This window comes from Stenotrophomonas sp., from assembly GCF_035634915.1.
Lineage (GTDB): Bacteria > Pseudomonadota > Gammaproteobacteria > Xanthomonadales > Xanthomonadaceae > Stenotrophomonas.
In genome coordinates, this window is record NZ_DASQCB010000002.1 from 166,579 (window position 1) to 186,786 (window position 20,208).

At 66.4% G+C, this 20,208-nt stretch carries 16 protein-coding genes; 12 read left to right on the forward strand and 4 right to left on the reverse strand.

Going from position 1 to position 20,208, the window contains the following annotated elements; genetic code table 11:
• The first annotated feature begins 90 nt into the window (after positions 1-90).
• The 3 genes from VER16_RS02045 to VER16_RS02055 all read left to right on the forward strand — a co-directional run bounded on the left by VER16_RS02045 (position 91) and on the right by VER16_RS02055 (position 2,612).
• Positions 91-1,239: a pyridoxal phosphate-dependent aminotransferase gene (locus tag VER16_RS02045; protein ID WP_324805201.1), complete on the forward strand. Its 1,149-nt coding sequence runs from the start codon at positions 91-93 to the stop codon at positions 1,237-1,239.
• A 13-nt stretch (positions 1,240-1,252) separates the two neighbouring features.
• Positions 1,253-2,059: an amidohydrolase gene (locus VER16_RS02050; RefSeq protein ID WP_324805203.1), complete on the forward strand. Its 807-nt coding sequence runs from the start codon at positions 1,253-1,255 to the stop codon at positions 2,057-2,059.
• A 118-nt stretch (positions 2,060-2,177) separates the two neighbouring features.
• Entirely contained in the window at positions 2,178-2,612 is a 435-nt protein-coding gene (locus VER16_RS02055; RefSeq protein ID WP_324805205.1) for a hypothetical protein, read from the forward strand.
• A 94-nt stretch (positions 2,613-2,706) separates the two neighbouring features.
• On the opposite strand, the gene VER16_RS02060 is transcribed toward VER16_RS02055, so the two are convergent.
• The 4 genes from VER16_RS02060 to VER16_RS02075 are packed head-to-tail and all read right to left on the reverse strand — an operon-like array spanning position 2,707 to position 6,897.
• Positions 2,707-3,429 carry a hypothetical protein gene (locus tag VER16_RS02060; protein WP_324805206.1) on the reverse strand — a complete coding sequence of 241 codons (723 nt, stop codon included), beginning with the start codon at positions 3,427-3,429 and terminating at the stop codon, positions 2,707-2,709.
• A 27-nt stretch (positions 3,430-3,456) separates the two neighbouring features.
• Positions 3,457-5,103: a pseudouridine synthase gene (locus VER16_RS02065; RefSeq protein ID WP_324805207.1), complete on the reverse strand. Its 1,647-nt coding sequence runs from the start codon at positions 5,101-5,103 to the stop codon at positions 3,457-3,459.
• Complete coding sequence (scpB, locus tag VER16_RS02070; protein ID WP_324805402.1) at positions 5,096-5,977, reverse strand: SMC-Scp complex subunit ScpB; 882 nt, start codon at positions 5,975-5,977, stop codon at positions 5,096-5,098. The genes VER16_RS02065 and scpB overlap by 8 nt, the downstream gene beginning before the upstream one ends.
• Positions 5,978-5,991: 14 nt before the next feature.
• Positions 5,992-6,897, reverse strand: coding sequence for a ScpA family protein (locus VER16_RS02075; protein ID WP_324805208.1), 906 nt, complete (start codon positions 6,895-6,897; stop codon positions 5,992-5,994).
• Positions 6,898-7,240: 343 nt separating this feature from the next.
• Between VER16_RS02075 and VER16_RS02080 the strand changes: the two genes are divergently transcribed.
• The 9 genes from VER16_RS02080 to VER16_RS02120 all read left to right on the forward strand — a co-directional run bounded on the left by VER16_RS02080 (position 7,241) and on the right by VER16_RS02120 (position 20,207).
• A complete protein-coding gene (locus VER16_RS02080; protein WP_108765645.1) occupies positions 7,241-7,540 on the forward strand; it encodes a YciI family protein in 300 nt (99 codons plus the stop codon).
• Positions 7,537-7,812 (forward strand): BolA family protein, encoded by a 276-nt coding sequence (locus VER16_RS02085; protein ID WP_164075146.1) that lies wholly within the window; start codon positions 7,537-7,539, stop codon positions 7,810-7,812. Before VER16_RS02080 ends, VER16_RS02085 begins: the two co-directional genes overlap by 4 nt.
• Before the next feature lie 148 nt (positions 7,813-7,960).
• Complete coding sequence (locus VER16_RS02090; RefSeq protein WP_324805211.1) at positions 7,961-8,998, forward strand: LacI family DNA-binding transcriptional regulator; 1,038 nt, start codon at positions 7,961-7,963, stop codon at positions 8,996-8,998.
• Between the two features lie 76 nt (positions 8,999-9,074).
• Positions 9,075-12,134, forward strand: coding sequence for a TonB-dependent receptor (locus VER16_RS02095; RefSeq protein ID WP_324805212.1), 3,060 nt, complete (start codon positions 9,075-9,077; stop codon positions 12,132-12,134).
• A 248-nt stretch (positions 12,135-12,382) separates the two neighbouring features.
• Complete coding sequence (locus VER16_RS02100) at positions 12,383-13,987, forward strand: glucoamylase family protein (RefSeq protein ID WP_414716005.1); 1,605 nt, start codon at positions 12,383-12,385, stop codon at positions 13,985-13,987.
• A 4-nt stretch (positions 13,988-13,991) separates the two neighbouring features.
• The gene (locus VER16_RS02105; protein ID WP_324805213.1) at positions 13,992-15,332 is read left to right on the forward strand and encodes a sugar ABC transporter substrate-binding protein; all 1,341 of its coding nucleotides are present in this window, start codon (positions 13,992-13,994) and stop codon (positions 15,330-15,332) included.
• A complete protein-coding gene (locus VER16_RS02110) occupies positions 15,329-16,210 on the forward strand; it encodes a sugar ABC transporter permease (RefSeq protein WP_324805214.1) in 882 nt (293 codons plus the stop codon). The genes VER16_RS02105 and VER16_RS02110 overlap by 4 nt, the downstream gene beginning before the upstream one ends.
• Positions 16,207-17,043: a carbohydrate ABC transporter permease gene (locus tag VER16_RS02115; RefSeq protein WP_324805215.1), complete on the forward strand. Its 837-nt coding sequence runs from the start codon at positions 16,207-16,209 to the stop codon at positions 17,041-17,043. Before VER16_RS02110 ends, VER16_RS02115 begins: the two co-directional genes overlap by 4 nt.
• Positions 17,040-20,207 (forward strand): discoidin domain-containing protein, encoded by a 3,168-nt coding sequence (locus VER16_RS02120; RefSeq protein WP_324805216.1) that lies wholly within the window; start codon positions 17,040-17,042, stop codon positions 20,205-20,207. The genes VER16_RS02115 and VER16_RS02120 overlap by 4 nt, the downstream gene beginning before the upstream one ends.
• Position 20,208 lies beyond the last annotated feature (1 nt).

The window sequence follows — 20,208 nt, forward strand, 5'->3', positions numbered from 1 at the left end:
CCGGGTATGACCCGGCGCTACCGGCCGAGTCCACGGTCAGGGCGTGGATTTCGTACACTTTCAGCCCTTGTCTCCCCATTCCCCAGGCCGATGCAGCCCACCACCAAGCTTCCCAAGGTCGGTACCACGATCTTCACCGTGATGTCCCAGCTCGCCGCCGAACACGGCGCGGTCAACCTGGGCCAGGGTTTCCCGGATTTCTCCGCGCCGCAGCGCCTGATCGACGAAACCACCAAGGCGATGGCCGCCGGCCTGAACCAGTACCCGCCGATGACCGGCGTGGCCCCGCTGCGCCAGGCCATCGCACAGAAGTCGCTGGACCTGTACGGCGCCACCATCGACCCGGACACTGAGATCACCGTCACCAGCGGTGCCACCGAGGCGATCTTCAACGCCATCCACGCCGTGGTGCGTGCCGGCGAGGAAGTGATCGTGCTGGACCCGGCCTACGACTGCTATGAACCGGCCATCGAGCTGGCCGGCGCCGTCGCCGTGCACGTGCCGCTGGACCCGCAGACTTTCGCCGTCGACTGGGACCGCGTGCGTGCGGCGATCACCCCGCGCACCCGCATGCTGATGGTCAACACCCCGCACAACCCGTCCGGTGCGATGCTGGACGAGGCCGACATGCAGGCGCTGGCCGACCTGCTGCGTGGCACGCAGATCTACCTGATTTCCGATGAGGTGTACGAACACATCATCTACGACGGCCGCCGCCACGAATCGGCGCTGCGCTACCCGGAACTGCGCGAGCGCACCTTCGTCATTTCCAGCTTCGGCAAGACCTACCACTGCACCGGCTGGAAGATCGGCTACGCGGTGGCGCCGCCGCTGCTGACCGCCGAGTTCCGCAAGGTGCACCAGTACAACACCTTCACCAGCTTCGGCCCGGCGCAGTACGGCTTCGCCGCGATGATCCGCGACGAGCCCGAGCACCACCTGGAGCTGGGCGCGTTCTACCAGGCCAAGCGCGACCGCTTCCGCGAACAACTGGCCGGCACCCGCCTGAAGCCGCTGCCGGTGCCCGGCGGTTACTTCCAGCTGGTCGACTACTCGGCCATCAGCGATCTGCCCGACCACGAATTCGTGAAGTGGCTGACCATCGAGAAGGGCGTCACCGCCATCCCGCTGTCGCCGTTCTACGAGACCGCGCCGGTCGGCCAGCGCCTGGTGCGCCTGTGCTTCGCCAAGAACGAAGCGACCCTGGACGCGGCGATCGAACGCCTGCGCCTGCTCTGAGGACGTGACGACCATGCAGGACCTGCGCATTTCCCTCGTCCAGGGCGACACCCGCTGGCATGACCCGGCGGGCAACCGAGGGTACTACGGCGCGCTGCTGGCACCGCTGGCTGGCAGCACCGACCTGGTGATCCTGCCGGAGACCTTCACCAGTGGTTTCTCCAACCATGCCATCGCCCAGGCCGAAGGCATGGACGGCCCGACCGTGGCCTGGGTGCGTGAGCAGGCCAAGGCGCTCGACGCGGCAGTGATCGGCAGCGTGCAACTGCGCGATGGTGAAGGCGTGTACAACCGCCTGCTGTTCGCCACGCCGGACGGCGCGCTGCAGCACTACGACAAGCGCCACCTGTTCCGTTACGGCGGCGAGCACGAGCGTTACGCCGCCGGCCGCGACCGCCTGAGCGTGGAATGGAGGGGCTGGCGGATCAATCCGCAGGTCTGCTACGACCTGCGTTTCCCGGTGTTCTGCCGCAACCGCTACAATGTGGAGCGGGCAGGGCAGATGGATTTCGACCTGCAGATCTTCGTGGCCAACTGGCCGTCGGCGCGTGCCTACGCGTGGAAGACCCTGCTGCGCGCACGGGCGATCGAGAACCTGTGCTTCGTGGCAGCGGTCAATCGCATCGGCGTGGACGGCAACCAGCTGAACTACGCCGGCGACAGCGCGGTGATCGACTTCCTCGGCCAGCCGCAGGTGGAGATCCGCGAACGCGAGCAGGTGGTCACCACGACCATCTCGGCCGAGGCTCTGGCCGCGCACCGCGCGCGCTTCCCGGCGATGCTCGATGCCGATGCGTTCCACCTGGACGAACGGGCCTGAGACCGGCCCCGGTGTGGCGGCTGAACGCTTGCCACACCGCCTCGCGCGCCTGCATCCACCGTGCACGCGCGCGCTGCTAGATTCGCGGCCAGTCCGACCTGAAGTGGAAGTCCTGCCGATGAACAAGCCCTTTGTCCTGCTGCTGGCGCTGGCCGCAGCCTCGCTCGCCCCGGCTGCACACGCCGGTGGCAACCTCGATTGCCATCTGCGCTACAACCTGTCCGGCTGGTCGTTGATCTACAAGACCGCGTCGGGCAACGGCACCCTCCAGTGCAGCAACGGCGCCAGCATGCCGGTGCGCATCGAGCTCAAGGGCGGCGGCCTGACCGTGGGCAAGTCGAAGATCACCAATGGCCGCGGCAGCTTCACCGGTGCAGTGGGCATCAACGAGCTGTTGGGCACCTATGCCTCGGTGGGCGCGCACGCAGGCGCGGTCAAGTCGAGCAACGCACAGGTGATGACCAAGGGCGACGTCTCGCTGGCCCTGTCCGGCACCGGCAAGGGCTGGGACCTGGGCGTGGACGGCACCGCCTTCACCATCAGCCGCCGTTGACCACAAAAAAGGGGACGGAGGGGATCAAGTCGTTTGTGCACAAACGACTTGATCCCCTCCGTCCCCTTTTTTTCAAGGCTGCAAGGTGCGCGGTCTACTGCTGCGCCAACAGCCAGGCAAGCGTGCCGCGGTGCGGTTTGGGCAGGGTCGCCACTGCGTCGAACATCGTGCGCGATGCCCAGCAGGCGTCAGCCGGTGGGGCGGTTTCCATGTGTGGCAGCACGGCCACGGCGCGGGCGCGCGCGGCGTCGTTCGGCAGGCTGGCCATGAACGCCTCCGATGCCGCCTGGATCTGCGCTTCACTGACCTTGCTGGGCGGGCGCTGCTCCAGCTCGGCGAGGCTGGCCTGGTAGCTCATCTCGAACCAGGCGTCGATGTCTGCGGGCGGGAGCTTTTCCAGCTGGGCAAAGAACACCGTGCTCAGTCGCGCCACTTCGACAGCGCTGGTCGCACGTGAGATCTGCGCGCAGTCCTTCACCGGCATGGCGTGCAGGATCGCGGCCATGACCCTGGCGCGCTGCTCCAGGCGCTGCGGCGGCAGGCGCGCGATGCCATCGAGGCTCAACTGTGCGCCGGCCTGGATGGCCTTTTCCTTGCTGCCCGCCTGCTTGATGCGTTCCATGTAGCGCGGGTCGACGATCAGCCGGCGTACCAGTCGGTCGGTCGGCGCGTGCAGCGGGGAGGACTTCGGCCACGGGTTCTGCGAAGCGGCCAGCTCCTGCTTGAGGCGGTCGGCGGCGCGTTGGCAACCGCCCACCACCAGCATCAGGACCAGCAGGGCGCCGAGGCGGGCGCCCGGGGACAACATCCGTGTCATCGATCGTTCCGTCCTGGTTGGGTTGGATCAGCCGCCGCGCGGGCCGCTGCGGCGCGGGCCACCCGGACCGCGGTTGCCGCCGGGGCCGCCCGGGCCACGGTTGCCACCCGGGCCGCCGGAACCACGGTTGCCACCGGGACCACCCGGGCCACGGTTGCCGCCCGGACCGCGATTGCCGCCCGGACGACCGTTGCCGGCCGGACGCGCACTGCCGTACGGGTTGAAGCCCGGGTTGGCGTGGTCGGACGGGAAGCTCGGGGCGTTGCCCGGATGGCCGTACGGATGCTTGTTGCCCTGGCCCTGCGAGCGGTTGCCCGCACCGGCCGGACGACCCTGGCCACCACCGGCGCCACCACGGCCTTCACCGCCGAAGCCGCCGCGGCCCTGGCCGCCGCCTGCGCCTGCGCCCGGACCCTTCGGCTTGCCGTACGGACGGCCCTGGCCGCCTGCACCCGGACCACGGGCGCCCGGGCCACGTGCGCCCGGACCGGCGTTGCGGTGGCCGCTCGGGCCGGTGCTGACGCCATCCGGCACGTACCAGGTACGGAATGCGGCCGGGTTGCCTTCCGGCAGCGAACGGTCATTCTTCGGTGCGCGCTGCTTGAACGGCTTCTGCGACTGCTTGGCCGCCGCTTCACCGCTGACGGTCAGGCCGCCCTTGAAGCCGCCACCCTTGCCGCCGCGACCACGGCCGCGATCTTCGCGCACGTTGTCGAAGCGACGCAGTTCGCGGCCTTCATCGGCGGTGCTGTGGCCGTTGACGTAGGCATTGCCACGACCGCCTTCGCGCACGCGCACGGTGGTCTTGGCGGCGCGACGCTGGCCGATCACCGGCTGCAGGGTCAGTGCCGACGGCGCGCCTTCTTCCAGCTTCAGCTGCGCGCGCAGGGCTTCGACCTGGGCGGTGGGCAGTTCCACCGAGTGGCCACGCACCAGTTCGCGCGGCAGGCTGACCTTGCCGTAGCGGGTGCGCTTGAGGCGGCTGACCTGGCAGCCCTGCGATTCCCACAGGCGGCGCACTTCGCGGTTGCGGCCTTCCTTCACCACGACGCGGAACCAGTCGTGCGAATCGGTACCGCCGATGCGTTCGATCTCGTCGAACTTGGCCGGGCCGTCTTCCAGCGCCACGCCACGGGCGAGGCGGTCGACGATGGCGTCGGAGACCTTTTCTTCGCCTTCCGGGGCGCGCACGCGCACCACGTATTCGCGCTCGACCTCGAACGACGGGTGCATCATGGCGTTGGCCAGTTCACCGTCGGTGGTGGCCAGCAGCAGGCCGGTGGTGTTGATGTCCAGGCGGCCGATGGCGATCCAGCGCGCGCCCTTCAGCGGCGGCAGGGATTCGAACACGGTCGGGCGGCCTTCGGGATCTTCGCGGGTGGTCACTTCGCCTTCCGGCTTGTTGTAGACCAGCACGCGCGACGGCTCGGCCAGGGCGGTGGCGACGAAGCCACGGCCATCCAGCTCGATCTTGTCGCCGCTCTTGACCGACATGCCGGTCTGCGCGACTTCGCCGTTGACCTTGACCAGGCCTTCGGCAATGCGCTGTTCCAGCGCACGGCGCGAGCCGAGGCCGGCCTGGGCCAGCACCTTGTGCAGGCGCTCTTCCAGCTTGAACTGTTCGGAGGTGGCTTCGCGCTTCAGCGAGAGCTTGTTACGGGGGGTGTCACTCATCAGTTTTGCTCCGGCCGACGGTTTCGAGGTCGGCCTCTGGTTCGGAATCGGCTTGGTCAACAGCCACGGTCGTCGTCGCGACGGCGTTGTCTTCGCGTTCGTTCACTGGCACCGCGCGCTCGCCCGGCGCGGAATCGGGGTGCCCATCATCGTGGGGCGAAGGTGCTTGCTCATCGGTGGCCGGCGCAGCAGTTGCCGCGTCGGCGGAATTCTCGGTGTGGCCATCGCCGCCCTGCAGGCCGGCATCATCATTGGCGGCCGCATCGGGGTCGGCGCTGATGTCCGGGCCGGCGGCACCGGCAACGGCGGGACCATCACGGTCCAGCGCCAGCTGTGGTTCCAGCTCGCCCAGGTCTTTCAGTTCCGACAGCGGCGGCAGTTCATCCAGGCGCTTCAGGCCGAAGTAGTCCAGGAAGCCCTTGGTGGTACCGAACAGGGCCGGCTTGCCGGGCACGTCGCGGTGGCCGACCACGCGGATCCATTCGCGTTCTTCCAGTGCCTGGATGATGTTGCTGCTGACCGCCACGCCGCGCACCTGCTCGATCTCGCCACGGGTGATCGGCTGCCGGTAGGCGATCAGCGCCAGGGTTTCCAGGGTGGCACGGGTGTAACGGGTCTTGCGTTCGGTCCACAGCCGGCTGATCCAGCCGTGCACTTCGCCGGTCACCTGGTAGCGGAAGCCGGAGGCGACCTCGACCAGTTCCACGCCGCGGCCTTCGCAGCCTTCGCGCAGGCGCTCCAGCGCACGTTCGATGCTGCCCGGCGGTGCCGGTTCCTCTTCCGGGAACAGATCCTTGAGCTGGGTCAGGGTGAGCGGCTGGCTGGAGGCCAGCAGGGCACCTTCGACAATGCGGTTGATCAGCGTTTGGTCCATCGGCAGTTCAGCGCTCACTCGTTCTCGTTGGCGGCGTCGTTGTCGTCGAACTCGCTGCTGAACTGCAGCGGGGCGTTGGTGTTGCCGGCGGCCAGGGACTTGACGTAGATCGGCGCCAGCGGTTCTTCCTGGACGATGTCCAGCAGCTGTTCCTTGGCCAGTTCCAGCACCGCCAGGAACGTGACCAGCACGCCCAGCTTGCCTTCTTCGGCGGTGAACAGCCCTTCAAAACGGTAGAACTTCCCGTCTTCCAGCCGGCCCAGGACTTCGCCCATGCGCTGCCGAACGCTCAGGGCCTCGCGCTTGATGGCGTGGCCGCTGAACAGCTCGGCGCGCTTGAGCACGTCGTGCAGGGCCAGCAGCATTTCCTTCAGGTCCACCGGCGGCGGCAGCTTCACCGCGGCGCGCTCGGGCATGAAGGCGTGCGCCACCGTGGTGTCGCGGTCCTGGCGGGGCAGGGCGTCGATATCCTCGGCGGCCTGCTTGAAACGTTCGTACTCCTGCAGCCGGCGCACCAGCTCGGCGCGCGGGTCGGCCTCGTCGCCGTCCTCGCTGACCGGGCGCGGCAGCAGCATGCGCGACTTCACCTCGGCCAGGATGGCAGCCATCACCAGGTACTCGGCGGCCAGCTCGAAACGCAGCTCGCGCATCACAGTGATGTATTCCACGTACTGCCGGGTGATCTCGGCCACGGGAATGTCCAGCACGTCCAGGTTCTGCCGGCGGATCAGGTACAGCAGCAGGTCCAGTGGACCTTCAAAGGCGTCCAGGATGACTTCCAGCGCGTCCGGCGGGATGTACAGGTCCTGCGGAATCTGCAGGACCGGTTGCCCATGCACCACGGCCAGCGGCATTTCCTGCTGCTGGGGGGCGGGCGGCCGGGTTGGCGGGTTCGCGTCGAGCGCGAGTTCGGAAGTCATCTAATGGACATCAGGATTGCAACGGACCAGTCGCGGCGCGCCAGGCACCAGACACGCCGGGATCGGCGCGATTCCACACATATCAAACAGCAGGACGCGCCGCAGGGAACGGCGGCGACGGAACTACGGGGAGGTCGTCTACGTGACCCGGCCGGTTGGTCCGGTTCGAAGCAGCGGGACGGTCGTCGGGGGCTGCGTTGGCCGCAAAAACCGACGGGCTGCTGCATCAAGCCACGTGCAATGGTGCCTAGGGTACGGCTTTGCCGCGCCAGTGTCCAGCCGGGACGGTGGCGGCGGCCCATTGGCTAGAATCGACGCACCGCAACATGAACGAGGAATGCCCGTGTTCTATGTGATTGAAGGTTACGACGGCCAGGATGTGCTGGCGCAGCGGCTGCAGGCCCGGCCCGAGCACCTGGCGCGCCTGCACGCGCTGCGCGACGAGGGGCGCCTGCTGCTGGCCGGGCCGTGCCCGGCGATCGACAGCGAGGATCCGGGTCCGGCCGGGTTCAGTGGCTCGGTGGTGATTGCCGCGTTCGACTCGCTGGCGCAGGCCCGCCAATGGGCCGATGCCGACCCGTATGTCGCCGCCGGCGTCTACACCCGCGTCGAGGTCCGGCCCTTCCGCAAGGTGCTGCCATGAGTGCGCAGCGCATCGATCTAATACGTGTTGCATTGCAGCAGGCGCTGGCGCCGAGCACGCTGGAGATCGAAGATGACAGCCATCGCCATGCCGGCCATGCCGGCGCACGCGACGGACGCGGCCATTTCAACGTGCTGGTGGTCAGTGAACAGTTCGCCGGCATGGCCCCGTTGGCGCGCCATCGCGCCGTGTATGCCGCGCTGGGCGGGCTGATGGAGACCGATATCCATGCGCTGTCCATCCGCGCATACACCCTGTCCGAGCAGGGCTGATGGCCTGTCCCGCAAAGTCCTGCCAGGTCCAGGAACAGACCTGTCCACGTCATATTTTTGTGTCCATCCGGGGACATTCGTCTAACGGAGTGTTTACAAGCGCGGATGGAAACGCTTACATTCCGCGCCAAGCTGGTAGGTCCAAGCCGTGGAGGGCGGCTTCGTGAACAAGGCAGCCATAACAATCAAAGACGTCGCTCGAGAAGCCCGGGTCTCCGTGGCCACGGTTTCCCGCGCGCTGAACGGGCATGAGAATGTCGCCGAACCGGTCCGCCAGCTTGTGCTGGAGGTCGCCGCGAGGCTGCGTTACACCCCGCACGCCGCCGCACGCAGCCTGAGCAGCCGCCGTACCAATACGGTGGGCGTGGTGCTGCCCGATCTGTATGGCGAATTCTTCTCCGAGCTGATGCGCGGCATCGACAACGTTGCCCGCAACCGTCGCCAGCACCTGCTGGTGTCCAGCTACCACGGCGACCAGGTACAGCAGGGCGCGGCCCTGCGTGCCATGCGCGGCCGCGTCGATGGCCTGCTGGTGCTCTCGCCCTATGCCGAGAGCCCCGGCTTCCTCACCGACAACCTGCCGCAGTCGCTGCCCACGGTCCTGATCAACACCTATCTGCCGGGGCAGGATCACCCGGTCCTGAGCATCGACGATCACGCCGGTGCCATGGCCATGACCCGCCACCTGCTCGATGCCGGCCACCGCCGCATCGCGTTCATTTCTGGCCCGGACCTCAACTTCGACGCGCGCGAGCGCCTGCGTGGCTTCCGTGACGCGCTGGCGGCTTTTGGCAAGGGCGCCGAAGGCATCGAGTTGCCCGGTGATTTCGACGAAGCTTCCGGCCATCGCGCCGGTCAGGAGATGCTGGCAGCCGGCGCGCTGCCCGATGCCGTGTTCGCCGCCAACGACATGATGGCCCTTGGTTGCCTGTATGCCTTCGCGCAGGCAGGGATCCACGTGCCCACCGATGTCGCCCTGGCGGGTTTCGATGACATTCCACTGGCGCGGTTCGTACACCCCTCGTTGACCACCATGCAGGTCAGTATCGCCGAGTTGGGCGATAGGGCGATGACGCGTCTGATGCAGTTGATGGACGGCAACACCCCCGAAGGGGCAGGTGACAAGCAGACGCTCGTTCCCCGCCTCGTCGTTCGCGATTCCACCACTCCGCCATCGGGCCATTGAAGCCAGAGGCGTTCCTTCTTTCTTGATTGATCGCAGGTACCGCATCCGCGGATACCGCCACCCGGAGATTGAGTTGATGATGCATTCCACGATCCGTACGCCGGCCCGCCGGCTGCTGAGCACCGCCCTGGTCAGCTGCCTGATGCTGGCCGCCGCCCCGAACGTCATGGCGCAGTCGGCCAACGCCAGCCTGCGCGGCCAGGTGGCCGGCGCCCAGGCCGGTTCGGAAGTCACCGCGACCAACGTGGCCACCGGCACCGTCCGTCGTGGCACCGTGCGCGCCGATGGCAGCTACTCGCTGATGGGCCTGGACCCGGGCACCTATGACGTGGTCGCCAACGGCCAGACCCAGAAGGTCACCGTCACCGTCGCCTCGACCTCGACGCTGAACTTTGGCGACACGACCGCTGCCAGCGGCGGCGGCAACACGGCCGCCACCAACCTGGACACCGTCAACGTCGTTGCACCGACCCTGCTGCAGGAAGTGCGTACCTCCGAAGTCGGCAAGACCGTCAGCCTGCAGCAGATCCAGACCACCCCGCAGGTGTCGCGCAACTTCCTGGAATTCGCCGACGCGGTGCCGGGCCTGATCTTCACCCGTGATGCCAAGGGCAACACCTCGCTGCGTGGCGGTGCCACCAATGCCGACGGCACCAACGTCTACATCGACGGCGTGGGCCAGAAGAGCTACGTCAAGGGCGGCGGCGTGGCCGGCCAGTCCGGCAGCGCCGGCAACCCGTTCCCGCAGCTGGCCATCGGCGAGTACAAGGTCATCAGCGGCAACTACAAGGCCGAGTACGGCCAGGTGTCGAGCGCCGCGGTGACCGCTGCGACCAAGTCCGGTACCAACGAGTTCAAGGGTGAAGCGTTCTACCGCTACACCGATGAAGACATGCGCGCCAAGACCCCGGCCGAGCGCCAGGCCGGCCAGTCCAAGATGGTCTCGGCCGAGAAGGAATACGGCTTCGCCCTGGGCGGCCCGATCATCCAGGACAAGGCGCACTTCTTCGTGACCTACGAAGCCAAGCGCTTCGACCTGCCGGTCACCATCGCGCCGGACGGCGCCGTCACCAGCGCCGCCAGCCTGCTGCCGGCGGCGGGTGCTGCTGGCCTGGGCCCGGCCAGCCAGCCGTTCCAGCAGGACCTGATCTTCGGCAAGATCGACTTCGAGCCGACCGACAACGACCGCATCGAGCTGACCTTCCAGGACCGCGACGAAACCCAGTCGCAGTTCAGTGGCCAGACTTCGCCGGAAGCCGGCCGTGAAGTGGTCAACACCGACCGTCGTTACGCCCTGCGCTGGAACCACAGTGGCGAGCGTTTCTACAACGAAATGATGGTCACCCATGAAGATTCGTTCAACAACCCGACCCCGCTGACCCTGGCCAACGGCATCACCTACACCGCACCGGACGGCACCGAAGACCGCACCGTGGTGAAGATCGGTGGCGCCTCGGCTCTGGATTCGCAGGTGAAGGGCCAGAAGGGCTGGTCGATCGAAGACAACCTGACCCTGGATGGCATCCAGTGGGCCGGCGACCACACCATCAAGATGGGCGTGAAGTACAAGGCGATCGACCTGTACGCCTCCGATGCGGCGCAGATCAACCCGACCTTCACCTATACCCTGGGCGATCCGGACTTCCCGGATGGCATCCCGTACAAGGCTCAGTTCGTCAAGCCGGTGACCGGCGTGGACGGCGTGTCCGGTGAAGTGCGTTCGAAGTCCAAGCAGTACGGCGTGTTCATCCAGGACGACTGGCAGGTCAACGACCACCTGCAGGTCAACCTCGGCCTGCGCTGGGACTACGAAGTCACCCCGTCCTACCTGGACTTCGTGACCCCGCAGGCTGTGGTCGATGCGATCTACTCGCAGGATCCGCGCGCTCCCGCCGGCCAGACCTACGCCGATTCGCTGGCGCTGGGCGGCCTGGACATCAGCAACTACATCAGCAACGGCCATAACCGCAAGGCATTCAAGGATGCCTGGCAGCCGCGCCTGGGCTTCTCGTATGACATCAACGCCGACGAGCAGCACGTGATCCACGGTGGTGCCGGCCGTTCGTACGACCGCGACCTGTTCGACAACCTGCAGCTGGAAACCACCAAGCTGGCCCTGCCGCAGCCGACCATCTACTTCCGCAACCCGGCCACCGGCACCTGCATCAACGGCCAGGCCGCCTGCTATGACTGGAACCCGAACCTGCTCAACGGCATCGAGAACCTGCAGAACCTGGTCGGTTCGACCAGCAATGCCGGCCTGGAAGTCGACCTGCTCAACAACAAGCTGAAGGCCCCGTACTCGGATCAGTTCAGCCTGGGCATGAGCAACCAGATCGGCGAGTGGCTGACCGACGCCACCATCGCCCGCACCCTGAGCTACGACGGCTTCGCCTTCACCCTGGGCAACCGTTACCCGACCGGCCAGTTCTTCGATGACCCGCGCCTGTGCGGCGGCACCGACCCGGGCCTGAGCCAGGCCTGGAGCTGCAACGTGCCGGGCTTCGGCAGCCTGATCATCGGCCAGCAGGGCATCAAGACCCGTGCGACCCAGGTCCTGCTGTCGGCGCAGAAGCCGTTCACCAAGGAAAGCGGCTGGGGCACCTCGATCGCCTACACCTGGACGACCGCGCGCCACAACCGCGACATCAACGAGAAGTACGCCTTCGACCGCGGCCTGATCGAGGATTACCCGACCATCCGTTCCAACGGTGCACCGCGCCACCGCCTGGTGGTGACCGGTTCGTACGCTGGCTTCTGGGGCATCACCTTCGGTGGCAAGATCACCCTGGCCACCCCGACCGCCGTCAACGACTGGTACGGCATCCCGCAGGCGAGCGGCTACACGCTGCCGACCCCGCAGGCCGCCGTGCCCAACGCCAACGGCAAGTTCCTGCTGGGTGGCAAGATCTTCGGCTACCGTTCGGTCGACCTGCAGGCGACGAAGACGTTCAAGATGCCGGGTGACACCGAGATGTATGCGCGTATCGACATCATCAACGTGTTCAACTTCGACAACTTCTCCACCTACAACTACATCAAGACCAACGGCAAGCTGCAGGCCAGCTACAACGAGACCGGCGACATCATCGGTACTCCGCGCCAGATCAAGGCCGAAGTGGGCTTCCGCTTCTAAGCAATGATGTAACGCAACACCCCGGTGCCAGTGGTTCGCCGCTGGCACCGGGATCTGGCAATGGCCGGCCTGCTGGCCGGTCCATTGTCCAGTCCCCTGCGTCGTTGCGATGACGGGGCAGGGGACTGGACAATGGCTGCACTCCGTCGACCACCTTGCGTGGTTTTTTAAGCGCTCGTTCTGTAAACGATTTCAGGTGTTTGGACGTTATGCTCTTCCATCGATCAGCTCACCGGAGGAACCGCGCCATGCAGGCACGCCACCTGTTGACCGCCGCGGCGATGACCCTGGCCATCGCCGCCTGCAAGCCGGCCCAGCAGGAGCCTGCAAAGCCGAAGCCGCAGGTGATCCTGCTGGAAGCCGACGCACCGCCGCGGCCGATGAAGCCGGAACTGCCGCCGCTGTTCGATGACATCGAGCGCCGCACCTTCCAGTTCTTCTGGGACACCACCAACGAACTCAACGGCCTGACTCCGGACCGTTATCCGTCGCGTCCGTTTGCCAGCATCGCCTCGGTGGGCTTTGCCCTGACCGCCTACCCGATCGGCATCGAGAACGGCTGGGTGAGCCGCAACCAGGCCATCGACCGCACCCTGACCACGCTGAAGTTCTTCCGCGACGTGCCGATGGGCCCGCAGCGCACCGGCAAGGCCGGCTACAAGGGCTTCTATTACCACTTCCTGGACATGCAGCAGGGCCGCCGCTACGACAGCTGGGTCGAGCTGTCCTCGGTCGATACCGCGCTGCTGATGATGGGCGTGCTGTTCGCCCAGTCGTACTACGACGGCGACGACCCGCGCGAGAAGGAGATCCGGCAGATTGCCGACCAGCTGTACAAGCAGGTTGACTGGCCGTGGCTGCAGCAGCGTGCGCCGCTCATCTCCATGGGCTGGTTCCCCGAAAGCGGCTTCATCGACCACGACTGGATGGGCTACAACGAGGCGATGATGGTCTACATCCTCGCCCTGGGCTCGCCCAGCCACCCGGTCAGCCCGGATGCGTGGACGGTGTGGACGCGCACCTACGACAACGACTGGGGCGTCTACCAGGGCCAGGAATACCTGTCCTTCGGCCCGCTGTTCGGCCACCAGTACAGCCACGTCTGGATCGACTTCCGCGACATCCAGGATGCCTACATGCGCGAGCGTGGCAGCACCTACTTCCTCAACAGCCGCTCGGCCGCGCTGGCCCATCGCGAGTACGCCATCGCCAACCCGATGCAGTGGAAGGACTACGGGGAGAACGTGTGGGGCCTGACCGCCAGCGACGGCCCGCAGAACACCACGCAGGAGTACCGTGGCGAGCAGCGCCAGTTCCGCCATTACTCCTCGCGCGGCGCGGGCCTGCGCGAGAACTTCGATGACGGCACCATCGCCCCGACCGCCGCGGTGTCCTCGATCGTGTTTGCCCCCGAGGAAGTGATTCCGGCCACGCTGGAGATGCACAAGCGCTACGGCGACTACATCTATTCCAGCTACGGCTTCCTGGATTCGTTCAACCCCAGCTTCAACTACGACATCCCGATCAAGACCGGCCGCATGGTGCCGGACCGTGGCTGGGTGGCCAGCGATTACATCGCCATCGACCAGGGCCCGATCCTGACGATGATCGCCAACTACCGCAATGACTTCGTCTGGGATGTGATGAAGAAGAACCCGTACATCCGCAAGGGCCTGGAACGGGCCGGTTTCAGCGGTGGCTGGCTGGCCCCGGAAGGGTCGTTCCAGCCGCTGGTACTGGAAAAGGATGAAAAGGCCGCGGCAGCACGCGCGGTCGGTATCGCAGAATCACGCGCGGCTGCCGCGCAGGAACAGAAGAACAATGCCAACCGCAACACGGGCCAGGGGAAGTAACACGGTGCAAGACTGGATTGACCGCCTGCGGCGCTGGGCACTGCCTGCGATGGCCGCACTGGCCATGGCCGGCTGCGCGCGCACCGAGCAGGGCACCACCACGGTCCGCTTCTGGGCCATGGGCCGCGAGGCCGAAGTGGTCAGCGAACTCATCCACGAGTTCGAGGCTGAGAACCCCGGCATCAAGGTGGATGTACAGAACATCCCGTGGACGGCCGCGCACGAGAAGCTGCTGACGGCGTTCGCCGCCGACGGGTTGCCCGATGTCTGCCAGCTCGGCAACACCTGGGTGCCCGAATTTGCCGAACTCAATGCGCTGACCCCGCTGCAGCCGTTCGTGCAGCATTCATCGGTGGTCGACCCGCAGGATTACTTCCAGGGTATCTGGGACACCAACGTGATCCATGGCGAACTGGTCGGCGTGCCGTGGTACGTCGATACCCGCCTGATCTATTACCGCAAGGACCTGCTGGCCAAGGCCGGTTTCGACCACCCGCCGCGCACCTGGGCGGAGTGGGACCAGCAGATGGCCGCGATCAAGAAGATGCAGGGCCCGAACCGCTACGCGGTGCTGATGCCGATCAACGAGTTCGAGCAGCAGCTGTCGCTGGCCCTGCAGCAGCCTGATCCGCTGCTGCGCGACGACGACACCCGCGGCAACTTCTCCAGCCCCGGCTTCCGTCGCACGCTGGCGTTCTACGGCAACATGTTCGAGCAGGGCTGGGCGCCGAAGATGTCCGAGACGCAGATCTCCAACGTCTGGGATGAATTCTTCCGCGGCTTCAACGTGTTCTACATTTCCGGCCCCTGGAACATCCGCGAGTTCAAGAAGCTGCAGCCCAGGGAACTGGAAGGGCAGTGGGGCACCGCTGCGCTGCCGGGCCCGGACGGTCCGGGCGCGGGCATTGCCGGTGGCACCAGTCTGGTGATCTTCCGCAAGTCGCAGCAGAAGGAAGCCTCCTGGAAGCTGATCGAGTTCCTGTCGCGCCCGGAAATCCAGGCCCACTTCCATTCCATCATCGGTGACCTGCCGCCGCGCCGCAGCACCTGGAACGCCCCGGCACTGGCCAACGATCCGCTGGCGGCCGCGTTCCGTGACCAGCTGGAGCGCGTCAATCCGACGCCGAAGGTGCTTGAATGGGAGCGCATCGTGCAGGAAATGCGCATCGTCACCGAAAAGGTGGTGCGTGGTGGAATGCCGCAGGACAAGGCCGTGGAAGAGCTGGACCAGCGCGTGGACAAGGTGCTGGCCAAGCGCCGCTGGATGCATGAACAACAACGCCTGCAGCGCAGCGATGCCCCTTCGGGCTCGACCAGTGCAGTCGCGGCCGGGAGCCCGCAATGAAACGTTCGTCCCTCGCCGGCTGGATCTTCGCCGGCCCCTCGCTGATCGTGCTGGGCGTGTTCTTCGGCCTGCCGGTCGCCTCGGCGCTCGCCCTGAGCGTGACCGATTTCGACCTGTACGCGCTGGCTGACAGCAGCAACCTGCGCTTTGTCGGGCTGGGCAACTACATCGACCTGCTGCAGACCCCGATGTTCTGGAAGTCGCTGTGGAACACCACGTACTTCGTGGTGATCGGCGTTCCGCTGTCGATCAGCGTGTCGCTGGGCGCGGCGATGCTGCTCAATGCGCCCGCCGCACGCTTCAAGGCGCTGTTCCGCACGGCGCTGTTCGCCCCGGTGGTGACCACCCTGGTGGCGGTGGCGGTGATCTGGCGCTACCTGTTCCATACCAGCTATGGCCTGGTGAACTACGGCCTGGGCCACCTCGGCATCAGTCCGATCGACTGGCTGGGCGACCCCAACTGGGCGATGCCGACCATCATGCTGTTCGCCGTGTGGAAGAACTTCGGCTACAACATGGTGATCTTCCTGGCCGGCCTGCAGGCCATCCCGCATGACCTGTATGAAGCAGCGCGCATCGATGGTGCCTCGCGCTGGAAGCAGTTCCTGCACATCACCCTGCCCATGCTCGGCCCGGTGCTGCTGGTGGTCGGCGTCATTACCGTGTCCGGCTACTTCCAGCTGTTCGCCGAACCCTACGTCATGACCCGCGGCGACCCACTGCAGAGCACCGTCAGCGTGCTGTATTTCATGTTCGAGGAAGGCTTCAAGTGGTGGAACCTGGGACGCGCCTCGGCTGTGGCGTTCCTGCTGTTCCTGATCATCCTGGCGGTGACCACCGTGATGCTGCGTTTCGGCCGCAAGAGGCAGTTGGTATGAGTCGTGAAATCGGCCAGTCGCGCTGGCACCCGTGGATGATCAATGGCGCGTTGCTGGTGCTGGCCCTGGTCAGCCTGGCACCGCTGTTGTGGATGCTCTCGGTGTCGTTCATGCCGCAGGGTGAGGCGACCCATTTCACGCCTCCGCTGCTGCCGTCGCACGTCACCACCCACAACTACACCGAGCTGTTCGCGCGCACCGGCATGGGCGGCAACTTCGCCAACAGCCTGCTGGTGTCGGTGGCGATCACCTTCGGTTCGCTGCTGCTGAACACCATGGCCGGCTATGCCTTCGCCAAGCTGAACTTCGTCGGCCGCGAGCGCCTGTTCCAGGTGCTGATGGCTGCGCTGGTGATTCCGGCGCAGGTGGCGATGCTGCCGCTGTTCCTGCTGATGAAGCAGCTCGGCCTGGTCAACAGCTTCGGCGGCGTGATCGTGCCGGCGCTGGCCAGCGTGTTCGGCATCTTCCTGGTGCGCCAGTACGCCCGTTCCATCCCGGACGAACTGCTGGAAGCGGCCCGCATCGACGGTGCGGGTGAGCTGCGCATCTTCTTCCAGATCGTGCTGCCGATGCTCAAGCCGGTGCTGGTGACCCTGGCGATCTTTACCTTCATGGGCGCGTGGAACGATTTCATGTGGCCGTTGATCGTCCTGACCGACCAGGAGCACTACACTTTGCCGGTGGCGCTGGCCACCCTCTCGCGCGAGCACATCATGGACGTGGAAATGATGATGGCCGGCGCGGTGGTCACCGTGGTCCCGGTGCTGGCCCTGTTCCTGGTCCTGCAGCGGTACTACATCCAAGGTCTGTTGCTGGGGAGTGTCAAGGGATGAAGCGTGCGATCGCCGTTGGATTGGGCCTGTTGTGGACCTCCCTGGCGATTGCCGCACCACCGGCGCTGCCGGCGCCCAAGGTGCTGGATGACTTCGATGACATCAATGCATGGAAGCTGGTGCTGTCCGACCAGGTCAGCGGTTCGCTGCGGTCGGTCAGCGGTGCCGGTGGCGGCCGCGCGCTGTGCCTGGATTACGATTTCCACAAGGTCTCCGGCTATGTGGGGATCCGCCGCGCGCTGAACATCGAATACCCGGTCAACTACCGGTTCGGTTTCCAGCTGCGCGGCGATTCACCGCGCAACGACCTGCAGTTCAAGCTGATCGACGCCAGCGGTGACAACGTCTGGTGGGTCAACCGCCCCGGCTACAGCTTCAACAAGGCGTGGACGCCGGTGGAATACCGCCGCCGGCAGATCGACAAGGCCTGGGGGCCTTCGGCCGAAAAGGAGATGGCGCGCAGCGCCGCGGCCGAGTTCACCATCTACAGCAAAGTCGGTGGCCGCGGCACGGTGTGCTTCGACAAGCTGACCCTGCAGGGCCTGCCGCCGCAGGATGACTCGGCGCTGATGCCGTCGGTGATCGCCGATACGGCCACCGCGCTGCAGGACCGCATGGTCGATGGCAAGAGCGATACCTTCTGGGTCAGCGGCGGGGTCAAGCAGCAGACCATCAGCCTGGACCTGCACAAGAGCCGCGAGATCGGCGGCGCGGTGATCGACTGGCTGCCCAACCTGGAAGCGACCCGCTACACGGTGCGCACTTCCGAGGATGGCCGCGACTGGCGCACGGTGCGTGAAGTCACCGGCGGTGCGGGCGGCCGTGACTGGCTGGCGCTGCCGGATACCGACGCGCGCTACGTGCGTTTCGACCTGGAAGACGGCCCGAACTGGCGTTACGCGATCCGCGACATCGCGTTGAAGCCGCTGGCCTTTGCGGCCACGCCCAATGCCTTCCTGTCCTCGGTGGCTGCCGACCTGCCGCGCGGTTCGCTGCCGCGCGCCTACGTGGGCGAGCAGCCGTACTGGACCCTGCTGGGCCTGGATGGCGGCCAGGAACAGGCGCTGATCAGCGAGGACGGCGCGCTGGAGCCGGCCAAGGGCAGCTTCAGCATCGAGCCGTTCATCCGCATGGACGGCAAGCTGCTGGACTGGTCCAGCGTCGCTGCCACGCAATCGCTGCAGGATCGCTACCTGCCCATCGCCACGGTCGACTGGGTGCATGAAAAGGCCGGGCTGTCGGTCACCAGTTTCGTGCAGGGCACGCCGGAGCGCGCTCAGCTGATCGGCCGCTACCGCCTGAGCAACCCGGACAAGGTCGCCCACGAGTACACCCTGGCGCTGGCCATCCGGCCCTGGCAGGTCAACCCGCCAACCCAGTTCCTCAACACCACCGGTGGCTTCAGCCGCATCGACGCACTGGACGTGGGCGAGCAGCTGGTGAAGGTCAACGGCGAGCCGCGCATCTACCCGCTGCAGGTGCCCGACGCGCGCTTTGCCACCACCTTCGACGGCAAGCTCGATGCCATGCACCTGGCCTCCGGCAAGTTCCCGGCGACCACGGCGGTGAAGGATTCCACCGGCCTGGCCTCCGGCGCGCTGATGTACACGATCAAGCTCGAGCCGGGGCAGAGCCGCGAAGTGGCCGTGGTGCTGCCGCAGACCGGTGGCTGGAAGCCGCAGGCGCTGGACGTGGCCAAGGCGCAGCAGCAGGTCGCGGCGATGTGGCGCGACAAGCTGGGCGTGGTCAGCCTGCAGGTGCCTGCAGCGGGGCAGCCGCTGGTGGAGACCCTGCGTACCGCCGTGGCGCACATGCTGATTTCGCGGGTCGGCCCGCGCCTGCAGCCGGGTACGCGCTCGTACGCGCGCAGCTGGATCCGCGATGGCGCGATGATTTCCGAAGGCCTGCTGCGCATGGGTCGCAGCGATGCCGTGCGCGATTACGTGACCTGGTATGCACCATTCCAGTTCGAGAACGGCAAGGTGCCGTGCTGCGTCGATGCCCGCGGCAGCGACCCGGTACCTGAGAACGACAGCCACGGCGAACTGATCTACAACATCGCCGAGTACTGGCGTTACACCGGCGACGGCACGTTCCTGGAGCTGATGTGGCCGCACGTGCAGGGTGCCTACCAGTACCTGGAACAGCTGCGCGCCAGTGAACGCACCGAAGAGAACCGTGCTCGCAACCCCGCCTTCTACGGGATGATGCCGGCCTCGATCAGCCATGAAGGCTATTCGGCCAAGCCGATGCACTCGTACTGGGACAACTTCTGGGCACTGCGCGGCTACAAGGATGCCGCGCAGGTGGCCGCGCAGCTGGGCAAGCTGGAAGCCATGCAGATCAGCGAGTCGCGCGACCAGTTCCGCGACGACCTGCAGGCGTCGCTGCAGTCGGCCATGCAGCAGCACAGCATCAACTACCTGCCCGGCTCGGCCGAGCTGGGCGACTTCGACGCGACCTCCACCACCATCGCGCTTGCGCCCGGTGGCGAGCAGGGCCGGTTGCCGCAGCAGGCGCTGGAGGCGACCTTCGAGCGCTACTGGACCGAGTTCGTCGCGCGCCGCGATGGCAAGCGCGAATGGAAGGACTACACCCCGTACGAATGGCGCAATGTCGCCGCGTTCGTGCGGCTGGGCTGGCGTGATCGTGCCTGGCAGGCCACCCAGTTCTTCTTCAAGGACCGTGCACCGCAGGCCTGGAACCAGTGGGCCGAAGTGGTCTCGCGCACGCCGCGCAAGCCGTTCTTCGTCGGCGATCTGCCGCATGCCTGGGTGGCGTCGGACTTCGTGCGCTCGGCGCTGGACATGTTCGCCTACACCCGCGATGCCGATGAGGCGCTGGTGCTCGCTGCAGGCATTCCCACCGCCTGGTTGCAGGGCGATGGCATCGCCGTGCAGGGGCTGCGCACGCCGCAAGGGCAGTTGAACTACCGCCTGCAGCGCAGCGACAAGCAGCTGGTTCTGGACCTGCAGCCGGGCCTGGTACCGCCGCCGGGAGGCGTGGTACTGCCGTGGCCGTACAGCGGCGAACCGGGCGAGGCCACCGTCAATGGCGAGCCGGCCGAATGGAGCAATGGCGAACTGCGCGTGCACCAGTTGCCCGCGCGTGTGGAGATCGACGTGCCGAGCACGGTGCGCCGCGCCGAACGCAAGGGGCAGTAAG